This window comes from Desulfosporosinus youngiae DSM 17734, from assembly GCF_000244895.1.
Taxonomy (GTDB): domain Bacteria; phylum Bacillota; class Desulfitobacteriia; order Desulfitobacteriales; family Desulfitobacteriaceae; genus Desulfosporosinus; species Desulfosporosinus youngiae.
Genome location: NZ_CM001441.1, coordinates 3,353,270 through 3,377,328, shown reverse-complemented (window position 1 = coordinate 3,377,328; position 24,059 = coordinate 3,353,270). Strand labels below are relative to the sequence as shown.

Here is a 24,059-nt window from a genome sequence, read left to right as displayed (position 1 = left end):
TAGCATGCTAATTACGGCAGCATGTGAAATTTTCTGCAACCAAGACTTTGAATGCAATGGTTATTATCCTGGTGAAATAATGGTATCCTATATATAATAGTTAATTTAGCTATTTGAAGGAGGAAACAATAGTTGCGCATACTTTTTATTGGAGATATTGTCGGAAAGCCTGGAAGAGAAGCAGTAAAACGGTTTTTAAATCCACTTCAACTAGAGCATAAGATCGATGTAACGATTGCAAATGGTGAAAATGCTGCGGCTGGGAAAGGACTAACCAAAGAGATAGCTGATGAACTATATAATAATGGAATTCAATTTTTAACAATGGGAAATCATGTTTGGGACAATAAGGATATAATGAACTTTATTGATCGTGAATCCCGCATCGTACGACCGGCTAATTACCCAGTTGGAGCACCGGGTCAGGGACATGGTTTTTTGCGTGCGATGGGTAAAAAAATCGGTATCCTTAATCTTTCGGGACGTGTATTCTTACCTTCTCTCGATGACCCTTTTAGTGGAGCAATACGCTGGATTAATCAGATGAAACAAGAAACTCCGATTATTATCGTAGATTTTCATGCCGAGGCGACATCGGAAAAGGTTGCCTTGGGTTGGTTTCTCGATGGAAAAGTCAGTGCGGTAATAGGTACACATACTCATATTCAGACAGCGGATGCCCGCTTACTTCACCAGGGTACAGCTTACATCACAGATGTCGGCATGACCGGACCGCGAGACTCTGTCTTAGGAGTTAAGAAAGAAATCATAATCAATCGTTTCTTAACCCAGCTGCCCGCGAAGTTTGAATTAGCAAATGGACCGATACAGATGAATGCTGTCGTTTTAGATATTGATGAAGATACTGGAAAGACCCGGCAAATTGAAGCTATTCAACGATTTGCCGATACTTGAAACGAAGCGGCTAAGGATGAAGGAAGCAGGAATTGTAACCTTAAACGGTCTTGATGTCAGATGTTTAGATACTATGACCATAGAAATCTGAAAATTCTTTATGCGTAATAGAGGATTTTGTCTGCTTGCTCGCGAATACATATATTCTAAGTTGTGGTAATACTTGTAAATGAATTCGAGCAGGAGGATGTGTTTATGGAAGTATTAAAAGTCTCAGCAAAATCAAGCCCGAATGCGGTTGCAGGTGCTCTTGCGGGAGTACTTCGTGAAAAAGGCGGCGCTGAGCTGCAAGCTATTGGGGCCGGTGCTCTGAATCAAGCTGTAAAGGCTGTTGCTATTGCTCGTGGTTTTGTAGCTCCCAGCGGCGTAGATCTGGTATGCATTCCTGCCTTTACAGACGTAATGATTGAAGGAGAAGAAAGAACAGCCATCAAATTGATAGTCCAGTCACGCTAAGGTTATTGGTGGTATAATAAATCACCTGTTTGCTTATTCATAAGCAGACAGGTGATTTATTACTTAACAGGGAGGTTATGCTGATGAACAATCCTTACATTATTGACGGTCATTGTGATAGCTTAATCCACTTTGTCGATGGTGAAAGGACCTTGCAAGATCCTTCGGAAGGCGGGCAGTGGGATACACGGCGTGCCTTGAGAGCGGGAGTATCCCTGCAGTTTCTGGCAGCCTTTATTGAGACAGAGTATAAACCGGCAAGGTCAACATCCAGGGGCTTGCAACTAATAGAAGGAGCGCAGCGATTCATTGCGGATTATTCGGATCAAGTCTTTCTCGTACTAGGAAAATCCGACCTTACACGAATACCTGACCGTGAACGTATTGGTATCCTGCTTAGTGTTGAGGGCGGAGAAATCTTAGGGCAAAACCTCTTTATGCTCGATAAAATCTATCAATTAGGAGTAAGGGCTTTAGGCTTAACCTGGAATCAACGGAATGCTTTGGCAGATGGTGTCGGTGTGCCGCAAAGCCAAAACAGGCTGACCAGGCTCGGACAAGAGGTTGTTTTGCGTATGAATGAGCTGGGAATGCTTATCGATGTTTCTCATCTTAATGAAGCCGGGTTTTGGCATGTCTTGGAATTATCAAAGTCCCCAATTGCCGCCAGTCATTCCTGTGCCAAATCCTTATGTAACCATCCCCGGAATTTAACGGATCAACAATTACGTGCTCTGGCGAAGCATAAAGGGGTTGTAGGGGTGAACTTTTATCCGCGGTTTCTTAAAGAAACCGGTCCGGTAACCCGAGAAGATGTGATTCGCCATATTTGTCATATTGCTGAAGTAGCAGGGGTTGAGGCGGTGGGTTTAGGCTCTGACTTTGATGGAATCAGTGAAGTGCCTATAGGGCTGGAGCATGTGGGGGATTATCCCTATCTTATTGAGGACTTGATAAAAGCAGGTTTTTCTGCAAAAGAGGTTGAACAGATTGTGGGGCGTAATTTTATGCGGTTACTCACGGACGTGTTAAAATAGAAGGAAAGATTGGGGTAACCATTAGAAATGAGGTTTTAACATGGCTGCAGCAGGCTCTCTATTCGAGGCAGATTTACACTGCCATACAACTGCGTCCGACGGATTACTGTCACCGAAAGAACTTATTTGTTTAGCAGCAGAGTTAGGCTTAAAAGGTATAGGAATCACAGACCATGATACAATACAGGGCTGGAAGGAAGCAGAGGAAGCAGGAGCAGATTATAAGATACAAATACTTAAAGGGATCGAACTTAACACGGATTGGCAGGGAAAAGAAATCCATATCCTTGGCTATGAGCTTGATCCCGCAGCGGGCTATTTGATAAATAAGCTTAAGACCATACGTGAGGCTCGTGAACAACGCATGCTTGATATTATCCAGCGACTGTCTGCCCAAGGAATTCGAATTGGTGAGGATGAAGTCCGGCAGTTAGCACAAGGGGAATCTATTGGTCGTCCGCACATTGCTCACGTATTGCTGGAGCGTGGCTTTGTAGGAAGTATCCAGGAAGCGTTTGAGCGTTTCATAGGTATAGGAGCTCCAGCCTACGTTCCGCGCTACAGATTAACCACAGAAGAGGGAATAGCCTTGATCCGGGAAGCACACGGTATCCCGGTTCTCGCCCACCCCGGAATGCAGCGGCTTGAAGGTGAAATATCGACTTGGGTTAAATTCGGATTGCAGGGAATTGAGGTTTCCCATTCTGAGCACTCATCAGCTGATGTTGCCAGATATCAGGCCCTTGCCCAGCAATATAATTTACTTATGACCGGAGGATCAGATTTTCATGGGGAAGTTCGTAAGCCCGGAGTAGAGCTTGGACGGTGGGGTACGTCCCTTAGCGTTCTGCAGAAAATTCAGGAACTTGCCAAGTTTCCTAGAGATATCTCAACCTCTGAATGAGTCTTTTGAATTTTGGGTTTAAAATGTGTTTTTCCGGCATAGACTATTATCATTGATAGAGCCGGGGGGGCGTTTGGATTGAATTCAACGGACGAAATAAAGTTGCTTAGGGCTCGTGTTGGAGAATTAGAACAGCGTGTCGAACACTTAAGAGTAAGTCGCCGGGTGCTAATGAATTTGTTAGAAAAGGTTGAACGGGAAAAGGTGGCCTTAGTTCGCCATCTTGAAAGGGAAAATGTTCGCTTGCAACGAGATAACAAACGTTTTGCAAAGTGGATTTTTTCTAAGAATAGGGAAATAGTAGAACTCCAGGATAAGATGCAGTCATCTGTGCAAAAGGCATGAGTAACCGTTTGGGGGACTCATGCTTTTTTAATACTATTTAGAGGTCCATGCCGTTATAAACAGCACCGGCAGATGATGAAGAAGAGGGTCTTTTTTAGAGTAGCCTGCCATGCCGCTGCCGCAGCAACATCAGAGGATGAAAATGTGAGTGCTTCCGGGTTGGGCAGCTTCGTCCACATCCGCTCACCGCAGCACTCCGAGGCTCGCCCACTCGCCGGTGCGGGACTCCGCCAAACCTCCGGGTAATACCTGATGTGAACCCGTGGCTCCGTATCCCCGCACCGTCTTGTGGGCTTTTACCGCCTCTCCATGCAATGGGTTCGCTTCTGTGGCCGAAGCTGCCCTGCTTGCGGGTTTGGGGATTTTTCTGCATGTCTTTAGGGTCTTTTATTTTTCAGAGTAGCCGCCCATGCTGCTGACGCAGCACCAGCAAATAATATCCACTAGTGCATATTATCTGCTTGTTCAAGTATACGGCCTAAATATGTACTGGGAGTATGATGTTCGCGTATTAAGAGGCAAACGGCCGAATTCAGTCCTGCTTTTTTGGCTAAGGATTCCCCCCATAAGGCGTGTTGAACATCAATCCTTAAGGAAAACGCAAAAACCGAGCGTCCTTTTTCAAGGCGGGAGCGCAGAGATTGGGGTGTTTTTTGCATTAAGACTATGTAGACCCTTTGCCAGAGACGGATAGAGACAAGGGATTTTCCGCAATCATGGAGGAGTGCGGCGGTAATAAGGTTTTGTAAATCTTCTAAGGATATGGGAGGGTTTGTTTCAAGTATACTCTTAGCCACGTTAATAGCGTGCCGTTGCTCCGGCAGGGATTGTTGAAGGAAAAGTTCTTTCGCCTCAGGAGATAAATAACCTAAGGCCCAATTTTTCTCAGAAGGATTAATACGAGGAAAGACAGCGAGAATGAATTGATTTATGCGGTACAACATGATTGCCCTCCTTCTTTCCTATCATAATAATCTAAACCTTGTTTGACAAGCCAAGGGAAGTATATCATTAGACAGAATTGCTGCCGATCCCATTTCCTAAGTGATTAGGTATACCGCTAAGTTGTTTGGCCGTATTCTTTGACGTTCTAGGGGCAGAGCTTTTTCCGGAACTTTATCCGAATATTGTTAATGGGAATGGGAAAATCTAAGGATGAAAGGAGGAATTGTCGATGATCCGTGATAAGGACGGCGATAATCAATCTTACTTTAATTTTGCTCCGTGGAGCATGGATTCTAGTCTTAAAGAGAAAACAAGCGAAGTCAATGTGAATTATGATGCCTTTATCGAAGGACTGCAAAACAATCGCAGTGACATGGAAATGGCAACGGAGTTTGCCGTTCCAGAAGGAACCATTCGCAACTTGCGTGAACATTTTGAGTCTGAAATTGGCCTGAACTGCATAATGGGACACTAACAAATGGAAAGGGCATTCGCATGTATTGTGTATAATGCCCATTTTTTTATATAGTAAATAGAATTACAAACTTAGATAATTCCAGAAGACATAGGACGGTTTAATTTTTAGATGTTTTTTGATTGTATTTCTGATATACTAATTAGAAAACCATTGCGAAGGGAGTATATCATGTCCAATCGTATAATCAATGAAGCGGCACTAACGTTTGATGATGTTCTCATTGTTCCGGCAAAATCTGAGGTTCTGCCACGAGATGTGGATGTCAGCACTTATCTGACCAAAAAAATTAAACTTAATATTCCTCTGATGAGTGCTGGTATGGACACAGTGACTGATTCCCGGATGGCAATTTCGATTGCGCGGGAGGGCGGAATAGGGATTATTCATAAAAATATGAGCATAAAGCAACAGGCTTTAGAGGTAGACAAGGTCAAGCGCTCCGAACATGGGGTTATCACTGATCCGATCTTTCTAAATCCAACCGATACTATTATGCAAGCCTTAAAACTAATGGAGCGTTACCGAATCTCAGGCGTTCCGATTACGGTTGAAGGAAAACTGGTTGGCATATTGACCAACAGAGATCTGCGCTTTGAAAAAAACTATGATCGTCTGATTGAGGAAGTTATGACCAAAACCAATTTGGTGACCGCCCCTGTCGGGACGACCCTTGAGCATGCCCAAGAAATATTAGGGCAACATAAGATCGAAAAGTTACCTATTGTTGACCCCGAGGGGATGCTGAAGGGACTTATCACAATTAAAGATATTGAAAAAGCACGACAATATCCGAATTCCGCCAGAGATGAGAGCGGACGGTTAGTGGTCGGTGCTGCTGTAGGCGTGACAGCAGATACCTTACAACGTGCCGAAGCGTTGGTTAAAGCTCGTGTGGATGTTCTTATCCTGGATACCGCCCATGGACACTCCAGAGGAGTTATAGAGATGGTTAAAATTCTTAAAGATCGCTTCCCGGAGACCCAAGTAATTGCAGGTAATGTGGCAACAGCAGATGCCACACGGGATCTGATCGAAGCAGGTGCAGATGGGATTAAGGTAGGCATTGGCCCTGGATCCATTTGTACTACCCGTGTCGTTGCGGGGATTGGAGTTCCTCAAATTACCGCAGTAATGGATTGTGCTGAAGAAGCCGAGAAGTATGGAGTTCCGGTTATCGCGGATGGCGGCATCAAGTTTTCCGGAGATATTGTTAAAGCCTTGGCGGCAGGTGCTCATATGGTGATGATCGGAAGTCTCTTCGCCGGAACAGAAGAGAGTCCTGGAGATTTAGAGATATATCAGGGACGAAGTTTCAAAGTCTACCGGGGGATGGGATCAATCGGCGCCATGAAAGAAGGCAGCCGGGATCGATATTTCCAAGATAAGGATCAGAAACTTGTTCCTGAGGGAATTGAAGGACGGGTTCCATATAAAGGTCCGGTATCTGAGACGATCTACCAAATGATCGGAGGATTACGTGCAGGAATGGGGTATTGCGGAACCCCTGACATCGAAGCCCTTCGAACCCAAACCAAATTCATTCGTATCACAGCAGCAGGACTGAGAGAAAGTCATCCTCATGATGTGACCATAACCAAAGAAGCACCTAATTACAGTTAAAGAACGGGGAGGGAGTGTAGCTCTCTCCCTAATTTAATCACAAGTTATTACTACTGAGCGCCTAAGCTGAGAAATTAGCACAAGCAAAGGCTTCTGTATAGTTTGGGGAGGTGCGCATGAATTTAGCTTTTTGGCGCTATCAACTTATTTTAGGTCTTCTTTATATTTTTTGGGAAGAGTTTTTCGTGATGGGTGGCATACTAAATCAGCTGGCGTTTAATTTTTCAGTCTTTTATCCGCTGGGCTTTTTAGTAGGATATCGCCCGGAAAATGAGGATTTGCGGACAGCCTATCTTGCGGCCTTTATATTTAACCTTTTATCCTATCTGATTGCCCGCTTGGTCGGGTATCCCATTGAAAGCGTGATTTTAGTTGTTTTAGACTTCGTTAGTCTGGTTGTTGTACTTAAACTTGGTCTGTATTTTGGGCGGCGCGCTCAGTCTGAGGAGTGAAATAATAATGCGGATTGTCATTGCACCCGACTCGTTCAAGGGTTGTCTGAATGCCTTAAACGTTGCCCAAGCTATGCGCAGAGGAGTTCAGCGGGTCTATCCGGAAAGTGAGATCCATATGATCCCGATGGCCGATGGGGGGGAAGGGACTGTAGAAGCTATCCTAAGTGCGGTCCGCGGAGCAGAGGTTAAAGTGAAGGTTACAGATCCGCTTGGCCGTCCAATTGAGGCAATGTATGGTCTTATCGATAATGGTTCGACCGCCATTATTGAAATGGCTGCGGCTTCCGGGCTGACCCTTTTAGCGGATGATGAAAAGAACCCATCCGTAACCTCTACCTATGGAACAGGTTTGCTTATTAAGGATGCCTTAGAACGTGGTGTGAATAAAATTTTGCTCGGTATTGGAGGAAGTGCGACTAATGACGGCGGAGCAGGTCTTGCTGTCGCCTTAGGAGCCAAATTACTGGATTCCCGGGGTAAGGAGTTGCCTCCTGGGGGAGCGGCCCTTGCCCAGCTTGCCTGCATAGATATGTCAGAACTGAGTCCCTTTCTCTCAAAGGTAAGAATTGAAGTAGCTTGTGATGTTCAAAATCCCCTTTGTGGACCGGAAGGTGCCAGCGCTGTTTATGGTCCGCAAAAGGGTGCTAACCCGGAAGAGGTTCAGAAACTGGATGGGGCTTTGAAAAATTATGGGGAATGTCTTAGTGCTGTTGCAGGCAGAAATCTGCTGGAATTAGCAGGAGGCGGCGCTGCCGGAGGACTTGGTGCAGGTGCCGTCGGTTTTTTGGGCGCAGAATTGCGGCCGGGGTCGCAAATCGTCTTAGAAGTATCTAAAGCAGAGGAAAAAATCAAAGGTGCTGATTTAGTATTAACAGGTGAAGGAAGGACCGATTTTCAGACAGCTTACGGAAAAGTACCGGTAGGTGTTGCAGCCTTGGCCCAAAAGTATGATGTCCCGGTGTTGGTTGTATCGGGATCTGTAGAAGGGCCCCCAAATCTTCTCTCAGATCAAGGGATTGAGAGTTGCTTTAGTATTTCCGAAGGGCCTGCTTCTTTAGAAGAAGCCTTTGCCAAAGCTCAAGAACAATTGGAAAGGGAAGTTTGGAGGATCCTCTCGGTCTGGAAACTTGGATGGAAGTCCGCTTCAAAACTGAACCGAAGTTGAACACGTTCAACCAACTAAATAATTTGTAGATATCCCCTTTTAACAGAAGGAAAAAAATGTAAAATCTAGAATAGATAATTATAGTTTTTTCTTACTGATATTGGGATAAGGGGGGATTCTAAAGTGAAAGAGTTGTCTCGCAGAGAGCGTAAGAAAAAAGAAACTCGCGAACGGATATTCTCCAATGCTATGCAGCTTTTTCGTAGGCAAGGGTTTTCAGCTACATCTGTTGAACAAATTACGCAGAAGGCCGATGTAGGTAAAGGAACGTTTTATAACTATTTTCCTACAAAAGAAGCCGTGATTACGGAGTTTTCCAGACGAACATGGCAGGATCTTGCCAATAAGGGGCGTCAAAAGCCCAGTATAGGCACACGACAGCGGTTAGGGACCCTTCTTCAAGATTGGGCTGATTTTATGACAAAGGATCGTGAAATTGCCTGGGTCACTGTGCGGAGTCGTGAAGGGGCAGATTATGATATGAGCTTGCATTACGGTTTATTAGCTATCCTAACGGTTGGGCAGCAAAATGGTGAAATCAGCCGTGAGTTTGATCCTGCTTTTCTGGCGGAAAGCTTGGAAGGAATGATGGTGCAGCATTTTATCCGCTGGTTTGTTTCCGGTACGGGAGATTTGCATCAGGAGTTGAACCATGCCCTCTCTGTTTTTTTTGACGGACTCTCTGAAAAGACGTTGGAGGCTTGACAATTGTCTGCAGGGTCAAAGTTTAAATTAATTATCAGATATTTATTCATATCCCTCCGATAGTGCCCATAGTGTTACAACGGAGGGGTTTTTGATGCAAGTAAGAAGGACACCGCGGGATTTAGGGCTTTGGGTGGGACAGATGCCGGCCGGCACGAACAATGATATAACGGATGTACCGGGAGTGCGAGTGGGTCATGTATCCCTAATTCAAGGAGTTGGACCGTTAATTCCAGGTAAGGGTCCTGTCAGAACAGGCGTGACTGCGATCTTACCCCGCACGAATAATCTGTATCGTGAGCCATGCAGCGCCGGTATAGAGGTCATAAATGGGTATGGGAAGTCTCTAGGAGTTCCTTACATTCAAGAAACAGGTGTCTTGAATTCTCCAATTTTATTAACCAATACACTTAGCGTGAATGATGTAGCTAATGGAGTTATCACCTATCTATTAAAACAGAATCCGGAAATTGGGAATGATGGGCGAACTCCAAATATTGTTGTTTTGGAGTGTGATGATTCTTATCTAAACGACATACGCGGACGTCATGTCAAACCATGGGATGCCATATTGGCGCTTCAACGTGCTGCTAAAGGTCCGATTGAGCAGGGTAATGTTGGGGCGGGAGTTGGTATGTCCAGTTTTCAAATGAAAGGCGGGATTGGGAGTTCTTCCCGTCTTGTTAAGGATCAGAGTGGGCGTAATTATGTCTTAGGAATGCTTGCTCTTGCGAATTTCGGAGTTTTACCTGATTTTTATCTAGTGGGTGTTCCGGTAGGAAAATTGTTAACTCAGCAGCCCTTAGGGTATATTCCAGGTTCATTAATTCTCGTAGGAATTACGGATGCTCCCATATCCCGCTGGCAATTAAAACAGCTGGCGCGCAGAGCAAGCTTGGGAATGGCAAGGACTGGTTCAATCTCCATGACAGGAAGCGGGGATTTCTGTCTGATGGTCAGTACTTATAAGGGCAATTTGAATAATTATTTATCGGATTGGGACTTAGATGAATTCTTCAGAGCTGTAGTTGAAGCAAGCGCAGAGAGTATTTGGAACTCAATGTTCTTAGCTAAGACAATGGAAGGGCGGGATGGACATATCCGGACAGCGCTGCCAATCCAGGAAACCTTAGAAATTGTTCGTTGTTGGCAAGGAGGTCTGGGATATTAGTCTCCTTTTGAAAATTTTGTCATGATCTTCGTACTTAGCGCGTAAACATCCTTATGGAGAAAAGCTAAGGGAGGGTCTTTGTTGAGTATTACCTGGAACAAAATCTGGGAAACTCATCCGGATGTATTTATCGTCAGGGATTGGAAAGAGTACCCGGAAGAGAAAAAAAAGGCAAGTCGGCTTCCTCTGCAGTATGACTATTTCATGGGCGGAGAAACGACTTTAAGAGTAGGCATTATTGCCTGTTCTTCCATAATTCACGAAGAGGAATTTCTTCTTGCAGGCTTACTATGGGGAAATCGTCTGAGCAATGGAGCGAAGACGGTCATTTATTATGTTGCTCCTGATTTTTCGGCGTCCTTTCTGACAGGGCTCACTAAAATAGGAGGAATGATTCATGCCAAAGCCGTATATTGGCGTGAGAAACTGACTCCTAGTTTATACCCTATTCCGGAAAAACAGCAAATCAGACGACCGCGATATGCTATAGGGGAAGAACGTTCAGATTGGAAACGTTGGGGAGTAGGCTTAAATCCTGTGGCAAGACAACAACTAATGACCGTGAACGGGTTTTTTAATCAGTTGGCTGATCGGCAAGTTCGGTCTGTTATTAAAAGCCAAAGTATTAACTTTTATTGGGGTAACATAGAAATTGCAGAAGTACGGCGTAAAGGCAAAAAATTTGAGTTAACCAGCAAAGTAAAATGGCTTAAGGCAAAGGACCTTATGTTGAAGTGGCAGAAACAAGGCTGGGTAGATTCTTCAGGGTCTCTAAACTCTGATTTTTGTGAAACGATCTCAGGAATTGTAGATTATCTTAACTCTCTAAAGAGAGAGGGTAAACTTCGTCCTCAAGATCTCCTTTCTTTGTTGCTTCATCAAGGAGATGGTGCACTGAAATTACTGTGGGGGAGTCCCTGGCCCTGGCCCTGGCTCCCTAAAGACCGCAGTGAAAATGCTGTCCTTGAATTGGAAGAATGGTTTTATTTCCAGGGTAATGGACAGCTGAGTGTGGTATGTCCGATTTTCGACAAACCACTTCTAAGAGCTGCGCGCAGCATTTTGTTGGCATCTGTGTTGGAAGGCAGCTTACTATTAGCGATTGCTAGAGATAATCAAGGAAATCCCTTAGTTTGGGATGGACGAGTACACTGGCTGACAACGCTGGGCAAGGAGGAAGAACTTCGGCGATGTTACTCCTGGTTAAACGATGTGGATCGGTTTCCTATTTGGACATTACCGGAAGATTGGCAGGATAATGGAATTTATCAGCTGAACTGTCAAAGTAATTATTTAAATCATTCTCTTATGCAGAAAGATTACCTTTAACATTGGATAGGCTGGGAAAATCGATTGTGACGATGGTTCCGGAAGAGGATGCCAATTCTGAAAAATTGAGCTTGCCATGATGGGTGAGAATGATTTGCTGAGCAATGGTTAAGCCCAACCCGGTATTTTCGGCGCGGGTGGTAAAGAACGGATCCAGCACTCGCTGGCGAAGATTTTCCGGTATACCGGGACCATTGTCAATGATACTGACTCTGACAAAAGGCTCTTCTTCTGTTAAGCGAATAATAACCGTTCCTCCTTTCGGAGAGACTTCAATTGCGTTATTGAGAATTGACAATAGCGCTTGAAGAAGTTGTTCACGGTCGCCCATTACATAGACTGAGTGAGAGGGACATTCTAAAGCCAGCGTAACATTCTGTTTATGGACGATAGATTGAGTTTTTTGAGTCAAGGAAGGAATAGCTTCTACTAGGTTAAGTTTCTCTATATGTGGCGCAGTAGGACTGGTTAAGAGGAGAAAATTGTTGAGTAGTTGATCGATGGTTTGGATCTCGTCGAGAATAAGCTGCTGGTAAGGCCGAAATGATTCCGGCCACTGCTCAGGGGTGATTAGCTGCATGAAACCTTTGATGGTTGTCAAGGGGTTTCGGATTTCGTGCGCTAAACCTGCTGAAACCTGGCTGATGATCGAGAGTTTTTCGACCTGCATAGACGCTTCTAAGCGAGTTTTTGCTTCGCTGATATCGGAAAGTGTTACAAGCGTGCCCGTTGGAATGTCATCGTCAAGGATAGGACGAGTATGGTATTTTACTTGGATTGTAACTCCTTTGGGAGTTTTCCAGGCAAATTCACCATGTTCCGTAGCATCGGTTTGCTGTAAATTTGGCAGGATGCCCAGAACATCAAATATATGTTTGCCAATCAGATTGGATTCGGGCAGGGATAGAAGTAAGGCCGATTGAGAATTCAGTTCAATAATAGAACCGGTATTATCCAATAAGATAACTGCTTCGCAAGTATAGTCAAGGGTTTGAATTAAAGGAGGATCTTGGCGGAGAAGGGCTTTCATCGTTTTAAGATGACGTTGATGAAGAGCGCTTTTTTGTGATTCCCTACGGTCAAACAGATACATCAACCCAAGCAGGAAGATGATATGAGCTAAAAGTAATGGACCTGTAGGAAGGACAGGATCCGCATGTGAACCAACTGTGAATAGAGCGGCAGATAGAATCCAAACTTTTCCCCAACTGTGAAACCAGAGTTCAAACCATATAATAATGATGATTAGCGGAAGGAATCTTAAGGCAATCTGCAAAGAATAGGGAATTGGCAAGATATCAGATATAATAATCGTTATTATGAAGATAAGTGACAAAACGATAAAAACCCGTTGACGAAGAAACGGACGGTAACGAAATTTGAGAGGTATCACTTGATAATCTCCTTCCAAAAACTACTACAACCAGCACACTGACATAGTTTACCATAAAAGCCCGCAAAAAATTGTAAGAAAAAGGAGATAGTGTAATTTTCAATACATTTGTTAGAGTGGCCTTTTATCCTAGGTTTTTAAGACTTAAGTCCGAAAACAATGTTTCAAAATCCGACAAAACTAAAAAAGATACATGTCACTAAGTTGATATTGGAAAGCTAAGTAAAGGGATATGCAAAAATATAATATATGGTGTATAATTATGCAAAAACTAATAAAAGGGGATATCGAACGATGAAATTGCGTAAGGCTCGAATAGCGGATGTAGAAGCTATGATGTCATTGATTAATAGTAATGCAGAAGAAGGACTCATGCTTCCCCGATCCAGAAATATGCTTTATGAAAACATTCGCGAGTTCTTGCTGGCTGAAGTTGATGGGCAAATAGTAGGAGTTGCGTCCCTTCATATTCTCTGGAGTGATTTAGCAGAAATAAGAGCGCTGGCGGTCGCAAGTGGTTACAAACGAAGAGGGATTGGAACACAAATTGTTAGAACACTTGAGGAAGAAGCCAAGGAACTTGGCTGTGCCAAAGTTTTTGCTCTGACATATCAGCCCGAGTTCTTCAAGCATTGTGGATACAGTGAGGTCAGTAAAGATCAAATGCCTCAAAAAGTATGGCGGGAGTGTATCAATTGTATCAAATTCCCGAATTGTGATGAGATTGCAGTTAGCCGAAATCTCTAAAAAATAAGATCAGATGCCGAACTAATGAGTTCGGCATTTTCTGTTTCTGGAACAATTTTCCTCAGGATATCATAGCTTAATATTACAGCGTGCGCTAAATAGAAGGATGGAGAGAGTTCTATGGAGCTTAGAAGAGAAGTTCAAGAATGCCTTGATTTGGCACGATCTTATGTGTCTGAGGGTGTGGGGCAGATTTTATCGGGAAACATCAGTGAATCTTATGGCGTTTCATCAAGCCCAGGGGCTACTGCACTGGCAGCTCTTGCTCTCCTCGCACTTGGCAGAGGGTATGAGAACTCCCAACAGCAAGGGATCAAATGGCTTGTGCTGCAGGATCATGGAGGATGGGGGAAGTTTCCGGGAGACGAACGAGACGAAGAGATAACTCAGATTGTAAGAATGGTTCTTCAGGGAAGTCAAGGCGGATGGAAGGCTAAAATAAGACTTTTATCTCAGGCAAGACAATTTTCTCATGTGATTTTATCCCTAGGTCATAGAGTAGTTCCCGGCCTGGAGGGGCCAACGCCGGAAGAAATATTGTTTCCTACAATCCTGGAAGACAGGGTATTGACTAAGCTGCCGCTCTATGGCAGACCAGTTGTGGTTGCGGCATCCCTCTTGGCTTCAAATTCTCAAGAGGAAATGCATAAAGGTCTTAACTATCTTTTGCAAACCCAAATGCCGGACGGTTCATGGGCAGAAGATATTATTGCAACGAGTATGTCAATTCTTGCGATCATGAGCAAAGGAAGCCATACGGAACAGGTTCGGAGAGCTGGACGATGGTTGGTGCAGAAACAATATCCAAGCGGCGGATGGCCCGCCTTTGACCAACTTCAAATATGGGCAATTGGTTGGGCTATTAGTGTATTTGGAGAGACAACTCAAAACCCCTCGGATATCCCATGGTTAGATGAAGGGATCGATTGGTTGAAAAGAGCACAAAACCAAGATGGCAGTTATGGAAGTACACCTCCCTACACCCATCCTGATCTGGATGATACTGCAGTTGCTTTGATTGGGCTGCACCAAGTGAGTGGAGAACGAAATATCCTTGGAGTTAATCTTCTTGAACGGTTACAAAATGCTGATGGAAGCTGGAGTACATTTCCTAGTTTTCAGGGGATTCCCCCTAATGTTTCTTCGGAATTTCCAGTTTATATACCAAGTGTGGATGTCAGCATTCATGTCTTAGAAGCCTTGTGGCGAAGTACACGTTCTCAAGAGGAAAGAATATGGCGTGGGCTGAATTGGGTCTTGTCGCAGCAGAATGATCAAGGCGCTTTTCCTGCCTCTTGGTTCGAAGGGTCGGTTTATAGTACGGCACAGGCCTTAGAATTATTCAGTAAGTGGAAGTTCAGCTGGGAACGCTGGAATACCGCACGTCACATTCTTGGGGCAAGAAAGAAAGGGCTTGATTATCTCTTGAAAATACAGAATAGTGATGGAGGCTGGGGTTCTGTTGTTGAAACGAGCTTAGCTCTTGCCGGGTTATGGCGTTATATGAGACATGTGCCGCAACAAGTTTTGGACAACGGGGTGAAAAACCTTCTTACTTTACAGAAAAGCAATGGTTCATTTGAACCCTCTTATCGGGGGATCTATGCCAAAGGATGGAATTATGAAGAGCCCATAACAACAACTCTGACAGCTATCAGGGCCTTACAGCGTTATCAACGCTTGTATAAAGCATCATTTTTTAGATGAAATAGAGAAAAAACAAGAGCCTCTTTCAATGGCTCTTGTTTTGGGGCGTAATTCAACTATGAAGAGTCTCAAGTTTAGGAGTCTTAATAGTTAGTTTTTTTTTAAGGATCGTATGCAGGAAATTCCATTGTAAGTCAAGATAGGCATTTCTCATCTCGTATTCACTCAAGCCCTTGGAGAGGAGATAATCACGAGAAGATACTTCAAAATCACGGATAAATCCCAGAACCTCGTCAGCATGTGTTGACAACATTTTTCACCCTCCATTTCAGAACTCAGAGTTAGTATTGTCCGATTTTGCAATAAGATATTAGTTTTATCAATATTATAGGAAATTATCATTGAAAAAGCTGTTGGAATAGGGCATAAGGATTGGTGGCAAAAGGGAAAAGAATGAAGAACTAATAAGTATTTTTGCAGTTTTTTGTTGAATCAATATGAACAGCCGGACAATGGCGCCAGAGAGATATGTCCAGCAGAAGGCGATTTCCTGCTCGGAAATGCTTTTTAGCTTGTTTAAAGTCATTAAGGATAACATAACAATCAGCCAGTTTATGATGAATATTAGCGATATAGCTTATGGTAAGCATTTTTTGCGTGAACCAGTTGGAGGAGCTTTTGGGAAAGTTCACCTGTCTTGAGAGGTGTAAACTTCGTTCGAACATTCTAACAGCTTCGGGAATTTTACCAATCTGTTTAAGAACACGGCCTTGTGTCGCCAGCATAAGCGGGTCAACCAGGGCATAGGGATTATCTCTGAGAATATAAAGTGCCCGCTTCGCTTTTCCCTCTTTAAGAAGGATGTCTCCAAGTGTCGTATAGATGAGAGGATCATGATTGGGAAGAAATTGTTCCAGCAGAGATATTGCCTGATTAGATTCATGAAAGTAATAATAAAGTTGGCAGGCAAAACGTGCGATTGTTAAAGAGCTGGTGTCTTGAGAGATTGTGTGAGCCATTCGTTTCGCGGTTGTTTTTTTTTCAGGAGGATTAAAGTTCTTTTTCAGAACCATAGCCGCATAGGAAATGCCTAGCCCACCGGCTAGTACATAAAGTCCTGTATGCCAATCAAACTTCCATAGAATAATTCCGGCAGCAAGTGTGGTCAAAGTAGTTAAGAACAAAAAGAAATATAGTTTTTGAACATAAATTATTTCTGGATCGTATCGCATACTATCCCCTCATTCATTATTACGATAGTTGGTTGCTAAATAGAACTGTTTTATGAAGGTGAGCGCTTTTTCAATTGTACCAATAATTAAGAAACCGCCCTTTCGGACGGCTTTGATTATTTACACTCCTCTTTGTCCCCGCAGGATTTACCGATCAAAGCTGCAGTTCCTATGGCAGCCAGGCTAAGGATAAATAACGAAGGAGGACTAAATAATCTATTTGGTTTTCTGGATCTCATTTTTATGCCAAACATTCACAAAACCTCCTCTTTAATTCGACAGTTTAGGTTTTGTAATTTACGTTCATGCAATACCGGTTAAAATTTGTAAATTATAAGAAACCAGGAGACTATCAATCTCCTGGCCTGCACAATTTGTCCATGCCGACGTTTTGGGCTAGAACTTGTTAAAATAATAATCTGCAGCGGCAAGGTTGTGGCGGCGGCGGCAAGATCGGTCTCGGAAACCTTTGTAATTGCCCAATAATGATAAGCAATAAAATAATAATTATTGTCGGCGCTACACAAATCATATGCTTCACCCCTTTATCTTAGATTCCCATAAGATTGAGAGGTTTCTTGATTTATATTATGCAGCATGTCCATAAAGTGTTCGGGATTGGATATTCTATGGGATCAGATCGCAATTCAGATAATGTAAACAGGGGAGAGCTGTCCAGACTCTCCCCTTCAGAAAGGAAGACAAATAATGGCCACAACCAATACATACTATGCCGGATTGTCCCATAAGGTTACAAGCTTAGGCTCTCGCTAAAACGGTGGGGGCTTTTTTAAAGATAGGACCTTTTTCCTGTTTTTGATCCGTATAGAGGATAAAGGCTATGCATTGCAGAAAAAGCCAATACAAGAGCGTGGGAGAAGGTGAATTATTATTTGATCATAATTGATGAAACCGTCTGTAGACGGATAGCTTACTACAGAAATAAGCGTAATTTGACCAGAGAAGATTTAGCCTTTAATGTTGGGGTAAGCTTGAAACGCCTTATCAGTATAGAAGATGAATCAAGGATTCCTCGTATAAACGAACTTGCACAATTGGCTGCAGGGCTAGGTGTCTCGATTGGTGAGCTCGTTAATAACGAATAGGCTTCTACCAGAAAGCGGTAGGGCCTTTTTTGTTTGCTAAAGATCAAATGTGACGCCAGTAATTAGCCAGCGCTTGTCACACTCTCTTGGACAGAGGCATATAGTATCGTAGGGGTAGGGTTTGTTGTATCTATGGTTTCATATCTCGTTTACCAAAAGCAGAAACCTGGTGTGTGGTGGCACCGGGTTTCTGCTTTTGGCGGAGGGCTTTATAACTCTTTATCACACTTGGCTCTGCTGTGACATAGAGTATAGTAGCTCAGGTAATTCAGGGTTTTTTGCAAAGCAGAACTCCGGTATGGTCGAGCTGGGGTTCTGCCTATAATATTAGGCAAAGTAAGCTGAAGTTTTAAATGCTTCCTATTATAATGGTATAATGGGTCGTCCCCAATTGCATTTTTAACCCTTAACTCAAAAAAAATACATAATGCAAAAAGAAAAAACCCTTGGAATACCAAGGGTTTAACGCTTTCATTATGGTGGAGGTAAGCGGGATCGAACCGCTGGCCTCTAAAATGCGAATCTAGCGCTCTCCCAGCTGAGCTATACCCCCAATAACAATATACTAAATCGACTGATTTAAAATTGCAAGCATTTCTTCATTAAAATCATTAGTTTGAGCATCATTATTTATAACTTTATATCGTTTACTATAAATTTTTGAGGATTCCCGCGTCCGGGAATCCTCTTATTTGCGCAAAATCCAGAAGATTTAACTACTAGACTTCACTGTCTAAACCATAACGCAAATATTGTCGAAAATCAATATGTAAATTATAGGAGATTTAGTAGGTTGGCTGGAATTATATCTGGCTAAATTAAAGGCATTACTGTCTGCGCAAAGAATCTTCGTCTATAGACTCCCCAAAACGTTCTCTTAGATAAATATCACAATAACCATTATCCCAGCGTTGACACATATCACAGCTAATAATGGTTGCTCCCATAAGGTCATTAGCCAGCTCAACAGGATAACTAGATTTAAAATACGAGCACTCTTCGCCTATAGCTCTTAATTCTGTGGGTGCATCATGTTCTGGCATTTCACAATCCTCCTTATATGGTCATATGTGTTACAATCTCCAAAAACCATGAAATAATACAAGCCCCCTCAGAACTTAGAGACAGAAAGATATTATCTTAATATTTTAAAATTTTAGGTAAACAGGATATTGTAATTTTAATAATTATGTCATAAAATTAGACTAAAGTGGCATGATGGTCTGACCATTTTATAAATTATAGAATCATTAGGAGGAAGTCCGTATGAGAGATGACCAAACAAAATTGTACGAACGTTTTAAAACAAAATTAGAAAATGTGTCCGGCGAATGTTATCGTGTGAACACTGCCAAAGAAGCAGGAGAACTTGTTTGCAAAGTTATGATAGAAAAAGGAATTGAGAATGTCGCTCTCCTGAATTCCTCTATCTCACAAAAAGGAAGGTTTGCTGATTTAATCGGAGAAAAAGGCATAACTGTCTATACGGATAAGTTTCGTGAAGTAACGCCAGAGGCGCACGCGGGTATCACGCAAGTGAACTATGCCATAGCTGAACTTGGAACCCTCGTTCAAGCAGATTCCGATGTCAATCAGCGCCTATGTTCGACCCTTGTTCCCATCCATATTGCCCTGGTATCGACTTCCAGTTTAATTCCAACCCTCAAAGAAACGATGGCCACACTCCATAGGCTTCCTGAAATCCCAGGCTTTGTAGGGTTTATTACGGGTCCAAGCAGAACTTCAGACATTGAGCGGGTTTTAACCATAGGAGTTCACGGACCCAAACAACTAGTTGTTATCTTTGTCGATGAGGAAGTAGGAGGTTTGGCTTAAATGGCGGATAAACAGTTTAAAAAGAAAATTTCAGATGCACTTGGTAATGACGTCTTACGTGGAGCCTTGGGGCGTTTTGGAGATGCTTATGTCATATCTCGTGAAAAAGCGTATGAAGGCTACAATTTTAAGGAAATCAGCGACAATATTGCCCAAGTCAAATCCTATGCGGCAAGTCATTTGGATGAAATGATTGATCAATTTGAAAAAGCCGCAACTTCACGGGGTGCTAAGGTATTTCGTGCCATGACAGGTGAGGATGCTAAGCAATATATTCTTGAGTTAGCCAAACGAAACGACGTGAAAAAAGTAGTAAAGTCTAAATCAATGGTCTCAGAGGAGATCCTACTTAATAAAACATTAATGTCTGAGGGAATGGAAGTACAGGAGTCCGACTTGGGAGAGTGGATTGTACAATTGGCAGGCCAACATCCCTCCCACATGGTTATGCCGGCGATTCATATGACAAAAGAAGAGGTTGCCGATGTCTTTTCTGGTCACCTGCATAAATTGAACCAGCCAGTGATCGCCGAATTGGTTAAAACGGCTCGATCCGAGCTGCGAAAATCCTTTCTTGAAGCTGATATGGGGATTTCAGGGGCCAATATGGCGATTGCCGAAACAGGGACGTTAATGATGCTTACCAATGAAGGCAACGGTCGTTTAACCTCTACCTTGCCCCCTATTCACGTGTTCTTAGTTGGTATCGAAAAACTAGTTCCAAAGTTTGAAGATGCAACCCACATTCTTCAAGCACTTCCGAGAAGTGCAACCGGCCAGCAAATTACCAGCTATGTCAGTATGGTAACAGGTCCAACCCCTGCCTATTACGCAGATGGTACGGTGAAAGATAAGGAATTCCATATAATTCTCATGGACAATGGCCGACGAGCGATGTATAACGATGAAAAGTTCAAAAAGACCTTTCAGTGTATTCGCTGTGCATCCTGTCTTAATGTATGCCCGGCTTTTCAGCTCGTAGGCGGGCATGTGTATGGACATATTTATACCGGAGGCATTGGTACGATTTTGACTAATTTCCTTAACTCCGAAAAAGATGCCCAAAATCCTCAAAATCTTTGCCTGCAATGTGGTAAGTGTACTGAAGTATGTCCTGGGCAATTAGATATCCCACAAATGATTCTGGAAATTCGCAATCGTGTGGGAGAAAAAGAAGGACTCCCGTTCACGCAAAAGTTTGCCCTTGATGTAGTGTCGAATCGAAGACTCTTCCATTCATTGCTGCGGGTTGCCTCCGTCGCCCAAAAGCCGTTTACCAAAGGACAGCCGGTTATACGACACTTACCAATGTTTCTTTCCGGACTTACTGAGAATAAGAGCTTACCGGCAGTAGCTAAGGTTCCCTTCCGGGATGTGTTCAAAACAATCAAGCAGGAAGTTAAGAATCCGAAAGGAACGATTGCTTTTTATGCCGGCTGCCTGATTGATTTTGTTTACCCCAAAATTGGCGAAGGTGTTATCGGCGCACTGAATGAAAAAGGATATAAAGTCGTTTTTCCGGATGGCCAATCCTGTTGCGGTGCTCCAGCGACTTATATGGGGGATCGGGCTAATGCCCGTAAGTCTGCGATTATTAATATCGAAGCCTTAGAAGCTGAAAAGGTTGATTATGTAGTCTCAGCATGTCCAACCTGTACTCATGCACTTAAAGAGAGCTTTAAAGAGTTGCTTCAGGATGATCCCAAATTAGCGGCCCGGGCTGAAGAGTTAAGCCGGAAATCCAAAGACTTCTCCAAGCTGTTATTTGATCTGGGGGGACTGACGCCAGGGGGAGATGGAGTACCACTAAAAATTACCTATCATGATTCCTGTCACTTAAAACGTTCAATGGGAGTTTTTGCAGAGCCAAGAAAGTTATTAACGGATACTTCGGGGGTCCAACTCATTGAAATGCAGGAATCCGATCGCTGCTGTGGATTCGCTGGATCCTACTCCATCAAATTCCCCGAGTTATCAGGTCCAATCCTGGCCCGTAAGCTAGACAATATTGATAAAACTGGTGCGGATGTTGTTGTTGTTGACTGTCCTGGATGTTTGATGCAAATTTCAGGTGGCCTCGATAAGCATAATCCAAAGGTTAAGGTTATTCACACGGCAGAACTTCTCTTGGAAAAACGAAAAAATCAAACTGGGAATAAGAATACAAACAAAACCAAGAAGAAAAAGTAACCCCTAACCGACAATATTAGTGTCAAAATTCTCTTTTTCTGCCAAGGATTTTCCAGGTGATACCAAGAACTAAACTAAAGGAAGCAGACGACCATTTATCTAAAGATAGTAGGCAATGTGTTGCCACGAAAGCGAGCGAAATCGCATGACAGGAGAATGGTTGTTGGCGAGAGAGGAGAGGGCAGAGAAGGGTTAACCATTTTAAGAAGTGACGTTTTATTATTTTTAGTGTGTTGAGAGGGACGGACTTAAATTTTCAGTCAAGTCTTAGTTGTAAGAAGGAATTGCAGTATATCCTTACCCTTTAAAACCACTAAATTAAGCGTTTTATGACATGAATGGGGATCCTTTGTGCTGAGGCCTCATAATCACAAATGGCCCTCCCAATATGCCTGCAGCATACTAGGAGGGCTGCCTTAGGGATTGCACCTCTGATAACAGAGTGGGTCGTTGCAAGAACTGAGATTGTTAAGTGCCCCAGGGGAAAACTCTGGGGTCATTTTTAGTTTCAGCGACAAACGAACGAGGATGTGACGGGGGGACTTGACAAACCCGTCCCTGTCACACCGGAATTAAGTTCGTAAAGATGGGAATATTAATAGTTACCTGTGAACAACGAAGGTTAGAAGGAATTTCGAAGAAAAAGGAGAATACTACTGTACAGAACCAGAACAAAGAATTGTTCTGCGTTTGAGACCTCAATTAGGAGGACAACAATTGTGATCCAAGCTATTCTCTTTGATATAGAAGGAACAATGATAAATCTTGATACGGCAAAGTTCATACAGAATTACCTTGGAATTTTGGCGCCTCGTTTTGCCCATCTTCTTTCGCCTGATAAATTTACTAAACATTTATTAAAATCTATAGAAACCATTCAAAAAGAACCAAAGCCAGAGCAAACAGTTGTGCAGACATTGTTAGATGATTTAGCCAAAGCTACAGGTCAGTCCGTACAGGTGCTAAAGCCGATTTTTGAAGAGTTCTATGTTTCAGATTTTCCTGCCTTACGCTGCTTAGTTCAAGCTAATCCACAAGGAGTTAAAGCAGTGGAGTATGCTATTCAACAAGGCTTTTTAACAGCTGTTCTTTCTAATCCCCTAATACCCTTAATAGCCATAAAGGAACAAATTCGCTGGGCCGGTCTTACTCCTGAACACTTTAAGGTTATCGCAACTCCGGATAACTGCCATTACTGTAAACCTCATCCGGGGTTTTTTAAGGAAGTGGCCAATAATCTTGGGGTTAGGCCACAAAACTGCTTAATAGTTACTAAGCAAATCAATGATTTGATCTGTCGGGAACTGGGAATGAAAACATTTATTGTTGATGGAATTGATTTAGAAGTTCAGACTGATTATTCGGGTTCGCTCGATGATCTCTACAGGCTTATTAGTCAGGGGAGCTTGTAAAGAAGCCTGATCAAGAAAGGAAGGATAAGAGTGGGAGTACTTTGCCAGTACGTTGGCGATAAAACGGTTGAGAGTCCGAATCCGCCGTTTCCATCAGTGCGTATGGCACAGTTGTTTTTTGAATTTCTAGGACGGTATAATGAGTGGAAGTTGGCTAGACGCCAGGAAAATGTGGGAATGATTATAGTTTGTACATTAGGATTATTGGCCTTAATCATTCCTTGGTTGTTTCCAAAAGCGGGGATAGCTGTGAGTATTGTTCTACTGATACTGTTTTATTTTTCAACCAAACACTATCTTGAACTAAACGAGCGAGTGAGTCATCTGTACGTTAACGTTCATATTCTACATCATCATTTAACAGGTAAATTAGAAGTTGGTTTTTGCGATCATCAAGAACCTTGCAATTGTGTTGATAATTTCCGGAGGTATGTATTAACGAATTACAATATTTCCTTTGATACAGGATTTATTCGATAAAAACATTTAAAATTATAGGAAAGGATTGGCTAAACTAGCAAAATAGTGCTAGAATAAGGAATACTTAAATTTATGAAATGGAGGATAATTGTTATGAAAAAGTATGTTTGTACAGCATGTGGTTATATCTACGATCCTGAGGCTGGAGATCCTGATTCAGGAATTGCTCCGGGTACCGCTTTTGAGGATATCCCGGAAGATTGGGTTTGTCCGATCTGCGGCGTAGGCAAAGACATGTTTGAGGTTTCAGAGTAAAGAATGTATAAGAAAACCCGCCGGGCAATTCATGAATTGCCCGGCAATGGTTTGCAATCTACTTTTGGATATCGTACAAAGGGAAAAGCATTGTGCTTTTCCCTTTCCCTTTGTACGGATCTAATACAAGCCAAGTTTTACTTCTGATGGTGCCGCGGCAGCGGCATGGAAGACTACCCTGAAAAATCCTCGCCTTCGACAAACTCTGGGAAGTACCAGACCCCAATAGCACACTC

27 protein-coding genes and 1 tRNA gene are annotated in these 24,059 nt (G+C 43.0%); 20 read left to right on the top strand and 8 right to left on the bottom strand.

Annotation, left to right across the window (positions count from 1 at the left end):
• The first annotated feature begins 132 nt into the window (after positions 1 to 132).
• The 5 genes from DESYODRAFT_RS15740 to DESYODRAFT_RS15720 all read left to right on the top strand — a co-directional run bounded on the left by DESYODRAFT_RS15740 (position 133) and on the right by DESYODRAFT_RS15720 (position 3,657).
• Positions 133 to 915: a TIGR00282 family metallophosphoesterase gene (locus DESYODRAFT_RS15740; RefSeq protein WP_007784618.1), complete on the top strand. Its 783-nt coding sequence runs from the start codon at positions 133 to 135 to the stop codon at positions 913 to 915.
• 195 nt (positions 916 to 1,110) lie between these two features.
• Complete coding sequence (locus DESYODRAFT_RS15735) at positions 1,111 to 1,371, top strand: stage V sporulation protein S (RefSeq protein WP_007784615.1); 261 nt, start codon at positions 1,111 to 1,113, stop codon at positions 1,369 to 1,371.
• An 83-nt stretch (positions 1,372 to 1,454) separates the two neighbouring features.
• Complete coding sequence (locus DESYODRAFT_RS15730) at positions 1,455 to 2,408, top strand: dipeptidase (RefSeq protein ID WP_007784613.1); 954 nt, start codon at positions 1,455 to 1,457, stop codon at positions 2,406 to 2,408.
• 40 nt (positions 2,409 to 2,448) lie between these two features.
• Positions 2,449 to 3,312: a PHP domain-containing protein gene (locus DESYODRAFT_RS15725; RefSeq protein WP_007784612.1), complete on the top strand. Its 864-nt coding sequence runs from the start codon at positions 2,449 to 2,451 to the stop codon at positions 3,310 to 3,312.
• A 78-nt stretch (positions 3,313 to 3,390) separates the two neighbouring features.
• Positions 3,391 to 3,657 (top strand): hypothetical protein, encoded by a 267-nt coding sequence (locus DESYODRAFT_RS15720; protein ID WP_007784611.1) that lies wholly within the window; start codon positions 3,391 to 3,393, stop codon positions 3,655 to 3,657.
• Between the two features lie 183 nt (positions 3,658 to 3,840).
• Here DESYODRAFT_RS15720 and DESYODRAFT_RS29595 read toward each other — a convergent pair whose 3' ends face one another.
• Both DESYODRAFT_RS29595 and DESYODRAFT_RS15715 read right to left on the bottom strand, forming a co-directional pair.
• Positions 3,841 to 3,972: a hypothetical protein gene (locus DESYODRAFT_RS29595; protein ID WP_282433034.1), complete on the bottom strand. Its 132-nt coding sequence runs from the start codon at positions 3,970 to 3,972 to the stop codon at positions 3,841 to 3,843.
• Between the two features lie 128 nt (positions 3,973 to 4,100).
• Positions 4,101 to 4,601 (bottom strand): HD domain-containing protein, encoded by a 501-nt coding sequence (locus DESYODRAFT_RS15715; protein WP_007784609.1) that lies wholly within the window; start codon positions 4,599 to 4,601, stop codon positions 4,101 to 4,103.
• 230 nt (positions 4,602 to 4,831) lie between these two features.
• Here DESYODRAFT_RS15715 and DESYODRAFT_RS15710 point away from each other — a divergent pair, with 230 nt between their 5' ends.
• From DESYODRAFT_RS15710 to DESYODRAFT_RS15680, 7 genes are all read left to right on the top strand, one after another.
• Positions 4,832 to 5,077: a hypothetical protein gene (locus tag DESYODRAFT_RS15710; protein ID WP_007784608.1), complete on the top strand. Its 246-nt coding sequence runs from the start codon at positions 4,832 to 4,834 to the stop codon at positions 5,075 to 5,077.
• 171 nt (positions 5,078 to 5,248) lie between these two features.
• Positions 5,249 to 6,700: an IMP dehydrogenase gene (gene guaB / locus DESYODRAFT_RS15705; protein WP_007784607.1), complete on the top strand. Its 1,452-nt coding sequence runs from the start codon at positions 5,249 to 5,251 to the stop codon at positions 6,698 to 6,700.
• A 116-nt stretch (positions 6,701 to 6,816) separates the two neighbouring features.
• Positions 6,817 to 7,152 (top strand): hypothetical protein, encoded by a 336-nt coding sequence (locus tag DESYODRAFT_RS15700; RefSeq protein ID WP_007784605.1) that lies wholly within the window; start codon positions 6,817 to 6,819, stop codon positions 7,150 to 7,152.
• A 7-nt stretch (positions 7,153 to 7,159) separates the two neighbouring features.
• Positions 7,160 to 8,320, top strand: coding sequence for a glycerate kinase family protein (locus tag DESYODRAFT_RS15695; protein WP_007784603.1), 1,161 nt, complete (start codon positions 7,160 to 7,162; stop codon positions 8,318 to 8,320).
• A 123-nt stretch (positions 8,321 to 8,443) separates the two neighbouring features.
• Positions 8,444 to 9,025: a TetR/AcrR family transcriptional regulator gene (locus tag DESYODRAFT_RS15690; RefSeq protein WP_007784601.1), complete on the top strand. Its 582-nt coding sequence runs from the start codon at positions 8,444 to 8,446 to the stop codon at positions 9,023 to 9,025.
• Between the two features lie 94 nt (positions 9,026 to 9,119).
• The gene (locus tag DESYODRAFT_RS15685) at positions 9,120 to 10,196 is read left to right on the top strand and encodes a DmpA family aminopeptidase (protein ID WP_007784600.1); all 1,077 of its coding nucleotides are present in this window, start codon (positions 9,120 to 9,122) and stop codon (positions 10,194 to 10,196) included.
• Positions 10,197 to 10,277: 81 nt separating this feature from the next.
• The gene (locus tag DESYODRAFT_RS15680) at positions 10,278 to 11,525 is read left to right on the top strand and encodes a hypothetical protein (RefSeq protein ID WP_007784599.1); all 1,248 of its coding nucleotides are present in this window, start codon (positions 10,278 to 10,280) and stop codon (positions 11,523 to 11,525) included.
• Here DESYODRAFT_RS15680 and DESYODRAFT_RS15675 read toward each other — a convergent pair.
• A complete protein-coding gene (locus DESYODRAFT_RS15675; protein WP_007784598.1) occupies positions 11,503 to 12,918 on the bottom strand; it encodes a two-component system sensor histidine kinase NtrB in 1,416 nt (471 codons plus the stop codon). The two genes, DESYODRAFT_RS15680 and DESYODRAFT_RS15675, sit on opposite strands and share 23 nt — an antisense overlap.
• Before the next feature lie 294 nt (positions 12,919 to 13,212).
• On the opposite strand from DESYODRAFT_RS15675, the gene DESYODRAFT_RS15670 reads away from it, so the two are divergent.
• Both DESYODRAFT_RS15670 and DESYODRAFT_RS15665 read left to right on the top strand, forming a co-directional pair.
• Entirely contained in the window at positions 13,213 to 13,665 is a 453-nt protein-coding gene (locus tag DESYODRAFT_RS15670) for an N-acetyltransferase (protein ID WP_007784597.1), read from the top strand.
• A 120-nt stretch (positions 13,666 to 13,785) separates the two neighbouring features.
• A complete protein-coding gene (locus DESYODRAFT_RS15665) occupies positions 13,786 to 15,372 on the top strand; it encodes a prenyltransferase/squalene oxidase repeat-containing protein (protein ID WP_007784595.1) in 1,587 nt (528 codons plus the stop codon).
• A gap of 52 nt (positions 15,373 to 15,424) precedes the next feature.
• On the opposite strand, the gene DESYODRAFT_RS15660 is transcribed toward DESYODRAFT_RS15665, so the two are convergent.
• The 3 genes from DESYODRAFT_RS15660 to DESYODRAFT_RS28750 all read right to left on the bottom strand — a co-directional run bounded on the left by DESYODRAFT_RS15660 (position 15,425) and on the right by DESYODRAFT_RS28750 (position 16,798).
• On the bottom strand, positions 15,425 to 15,625 hold the full coding sequence (locus DESYODRAFT_RS15660; protein ID WP_007784593.1) for a hypothetical protein: 201 nt from the start codon (positions 15,623 to 15,625) through the stop codon (positions 15,425 to 15,427).
• Between the two features lie 148 nt (positions 15,626 to 15,773).
• Positions 15,774 to 16,544, bottom strand: coding sequence for a tetratricopeptide repeat protein (locus DESYODRAFT_RS15655; protein ID WP_007784591.1), 771 nt, complete (start codon positions 16,542 to 16,544; stop codon positions 15,774 to 15,776).
• 116 nt (positions 16,545 to 16,660) lie between these two features.
• On the bottom strand, positions 16,661 to 16,798 hold the full coding sequence (locus DESYODRAFT_RS28750; RefSeq protein WP_007784589.1) for a hypothetical protein: 138 nt from the start codon (positions 16,796 to 16,798) through the stop codon (positions 16,661 to 16,663).
• 627 nt (positions 16,799 to 17,425) lie between these two features.
• On the opposite strand from DESYODRAFT_RS28750, the gene DESYODRAFT_RS15645 reads away from it, so the two are divergent.
• Positions 17,426 to 17,650 (top strand): helix-turn-helix domain-containing protein, encoded by a 225-nt coding sequence (locus tag DESYODRAFT_RS15645; RefSeq protein WP_242833473.1) that lies wholly within the window; start codon positions 17,426 to 17,428, stop codon positions 17,648 to 17,650.
• Positions 17,651 to 18,127: 477 nt separating this feature from the next.
• On the opposite strand, the gene DESYODRAFT_RS15640 is transcribed toward DESYODRAFT_RS15645, so the two are convergent.
• Together DESYODRAFT_RS15640 and DESYODRAFT_RS15635 are read right to left on the bottom strand one after the other, a co-directional pair.
• Positions 18,128 to 18,203 (bottom strand) — tRNA-Ala (locus DESYODRAFT_RS15640).
• Between the two features lie 274 nt (positions 18,204 to 18,477).
• Entirely contained in the window at positions 18,478 to 18,693 is a 216-nt protein-coding gene (locus tag DESYODRAFT_RS15635) for a hypothetical protein (RefSeq protein ID WP_007784586.1), read from the bottom strand.
• Between the two features lie 223 nt (positions 18,694 to 18,916).
• On the opposite strand from DESYODRAFT_RS15635, the gene DESYODRAFT_RS15630 reads away from it, so the two are divergent.
• The 5 genes from DESYODRAFT_RS15630 (at position 18,917) to rd (ending at position 23,823) form a co-directional block, all read left to right on the top strand.
• A complete protein-coding gene (locus tag DESYODRAFT_RS15630; protein ID WP_007784585.1) occupies positions 18,917 to 19,486 on the top strand; it encodes a LutC/YkgG family protein in 570 nt (189 codons plus the stop codon).
• On the top strand, positions 19,487 to 21,676 hold the full coding sequence (gene ldhH / locus DESYODRAFT_RS15625; RefSeq protein WP_007784583.1) for an L-lactate dehydrogenase (quinone) large subunit LdhH: 2,190 nt from the start codon (positions 19,487 to 19,489) through the stop codon (positions 21,674 to 21,676).
• A gap of 719 nt (positions 21,677 to 22,395) precedes the next feature.
• Positions 22,396 to 23,088: an HAD family hydrolase gene (locus DESYODRAFT_RS15620; RefSeq protein ID WP_007784582.1), complete on the top strand. Its 693-nt coding sequence runs from the start codon at positions 22,396 to 22,398 to the stop codon at positions 23,086 to 23,088.
• A gap of 30 nt (positions 23,089 to 23,118) precedes the next feature.
• On the top strand, positions 23,119 to 23,568 hold the full coding sequence (locus DESYODRAFT_RS15615; protein WP_007784580.1) for a hypothetical protein: 450 nt from the start codon (positions 23,119 to 23,121) through the stop codon (positions 23,566 to 23,568).
• 93 nt (positions 23,569 to 23,661) lie between these two features.
• The gene (rd, locus tag DESYODRAFT_RS15610) at positions 23,662 to 23,823 is read left to right on the top strand and encodes a rubredoxin (protein WP_007784579.1); all 162 of its coding nucleotides are present in this window, start codon (positions 23,662 to 23,664) and stop codon (positions 23,821 to 23,823) included.
• The last annotated feature ends 236 nt before the right edge of the window (positions 23,824 to 24,059 follow it).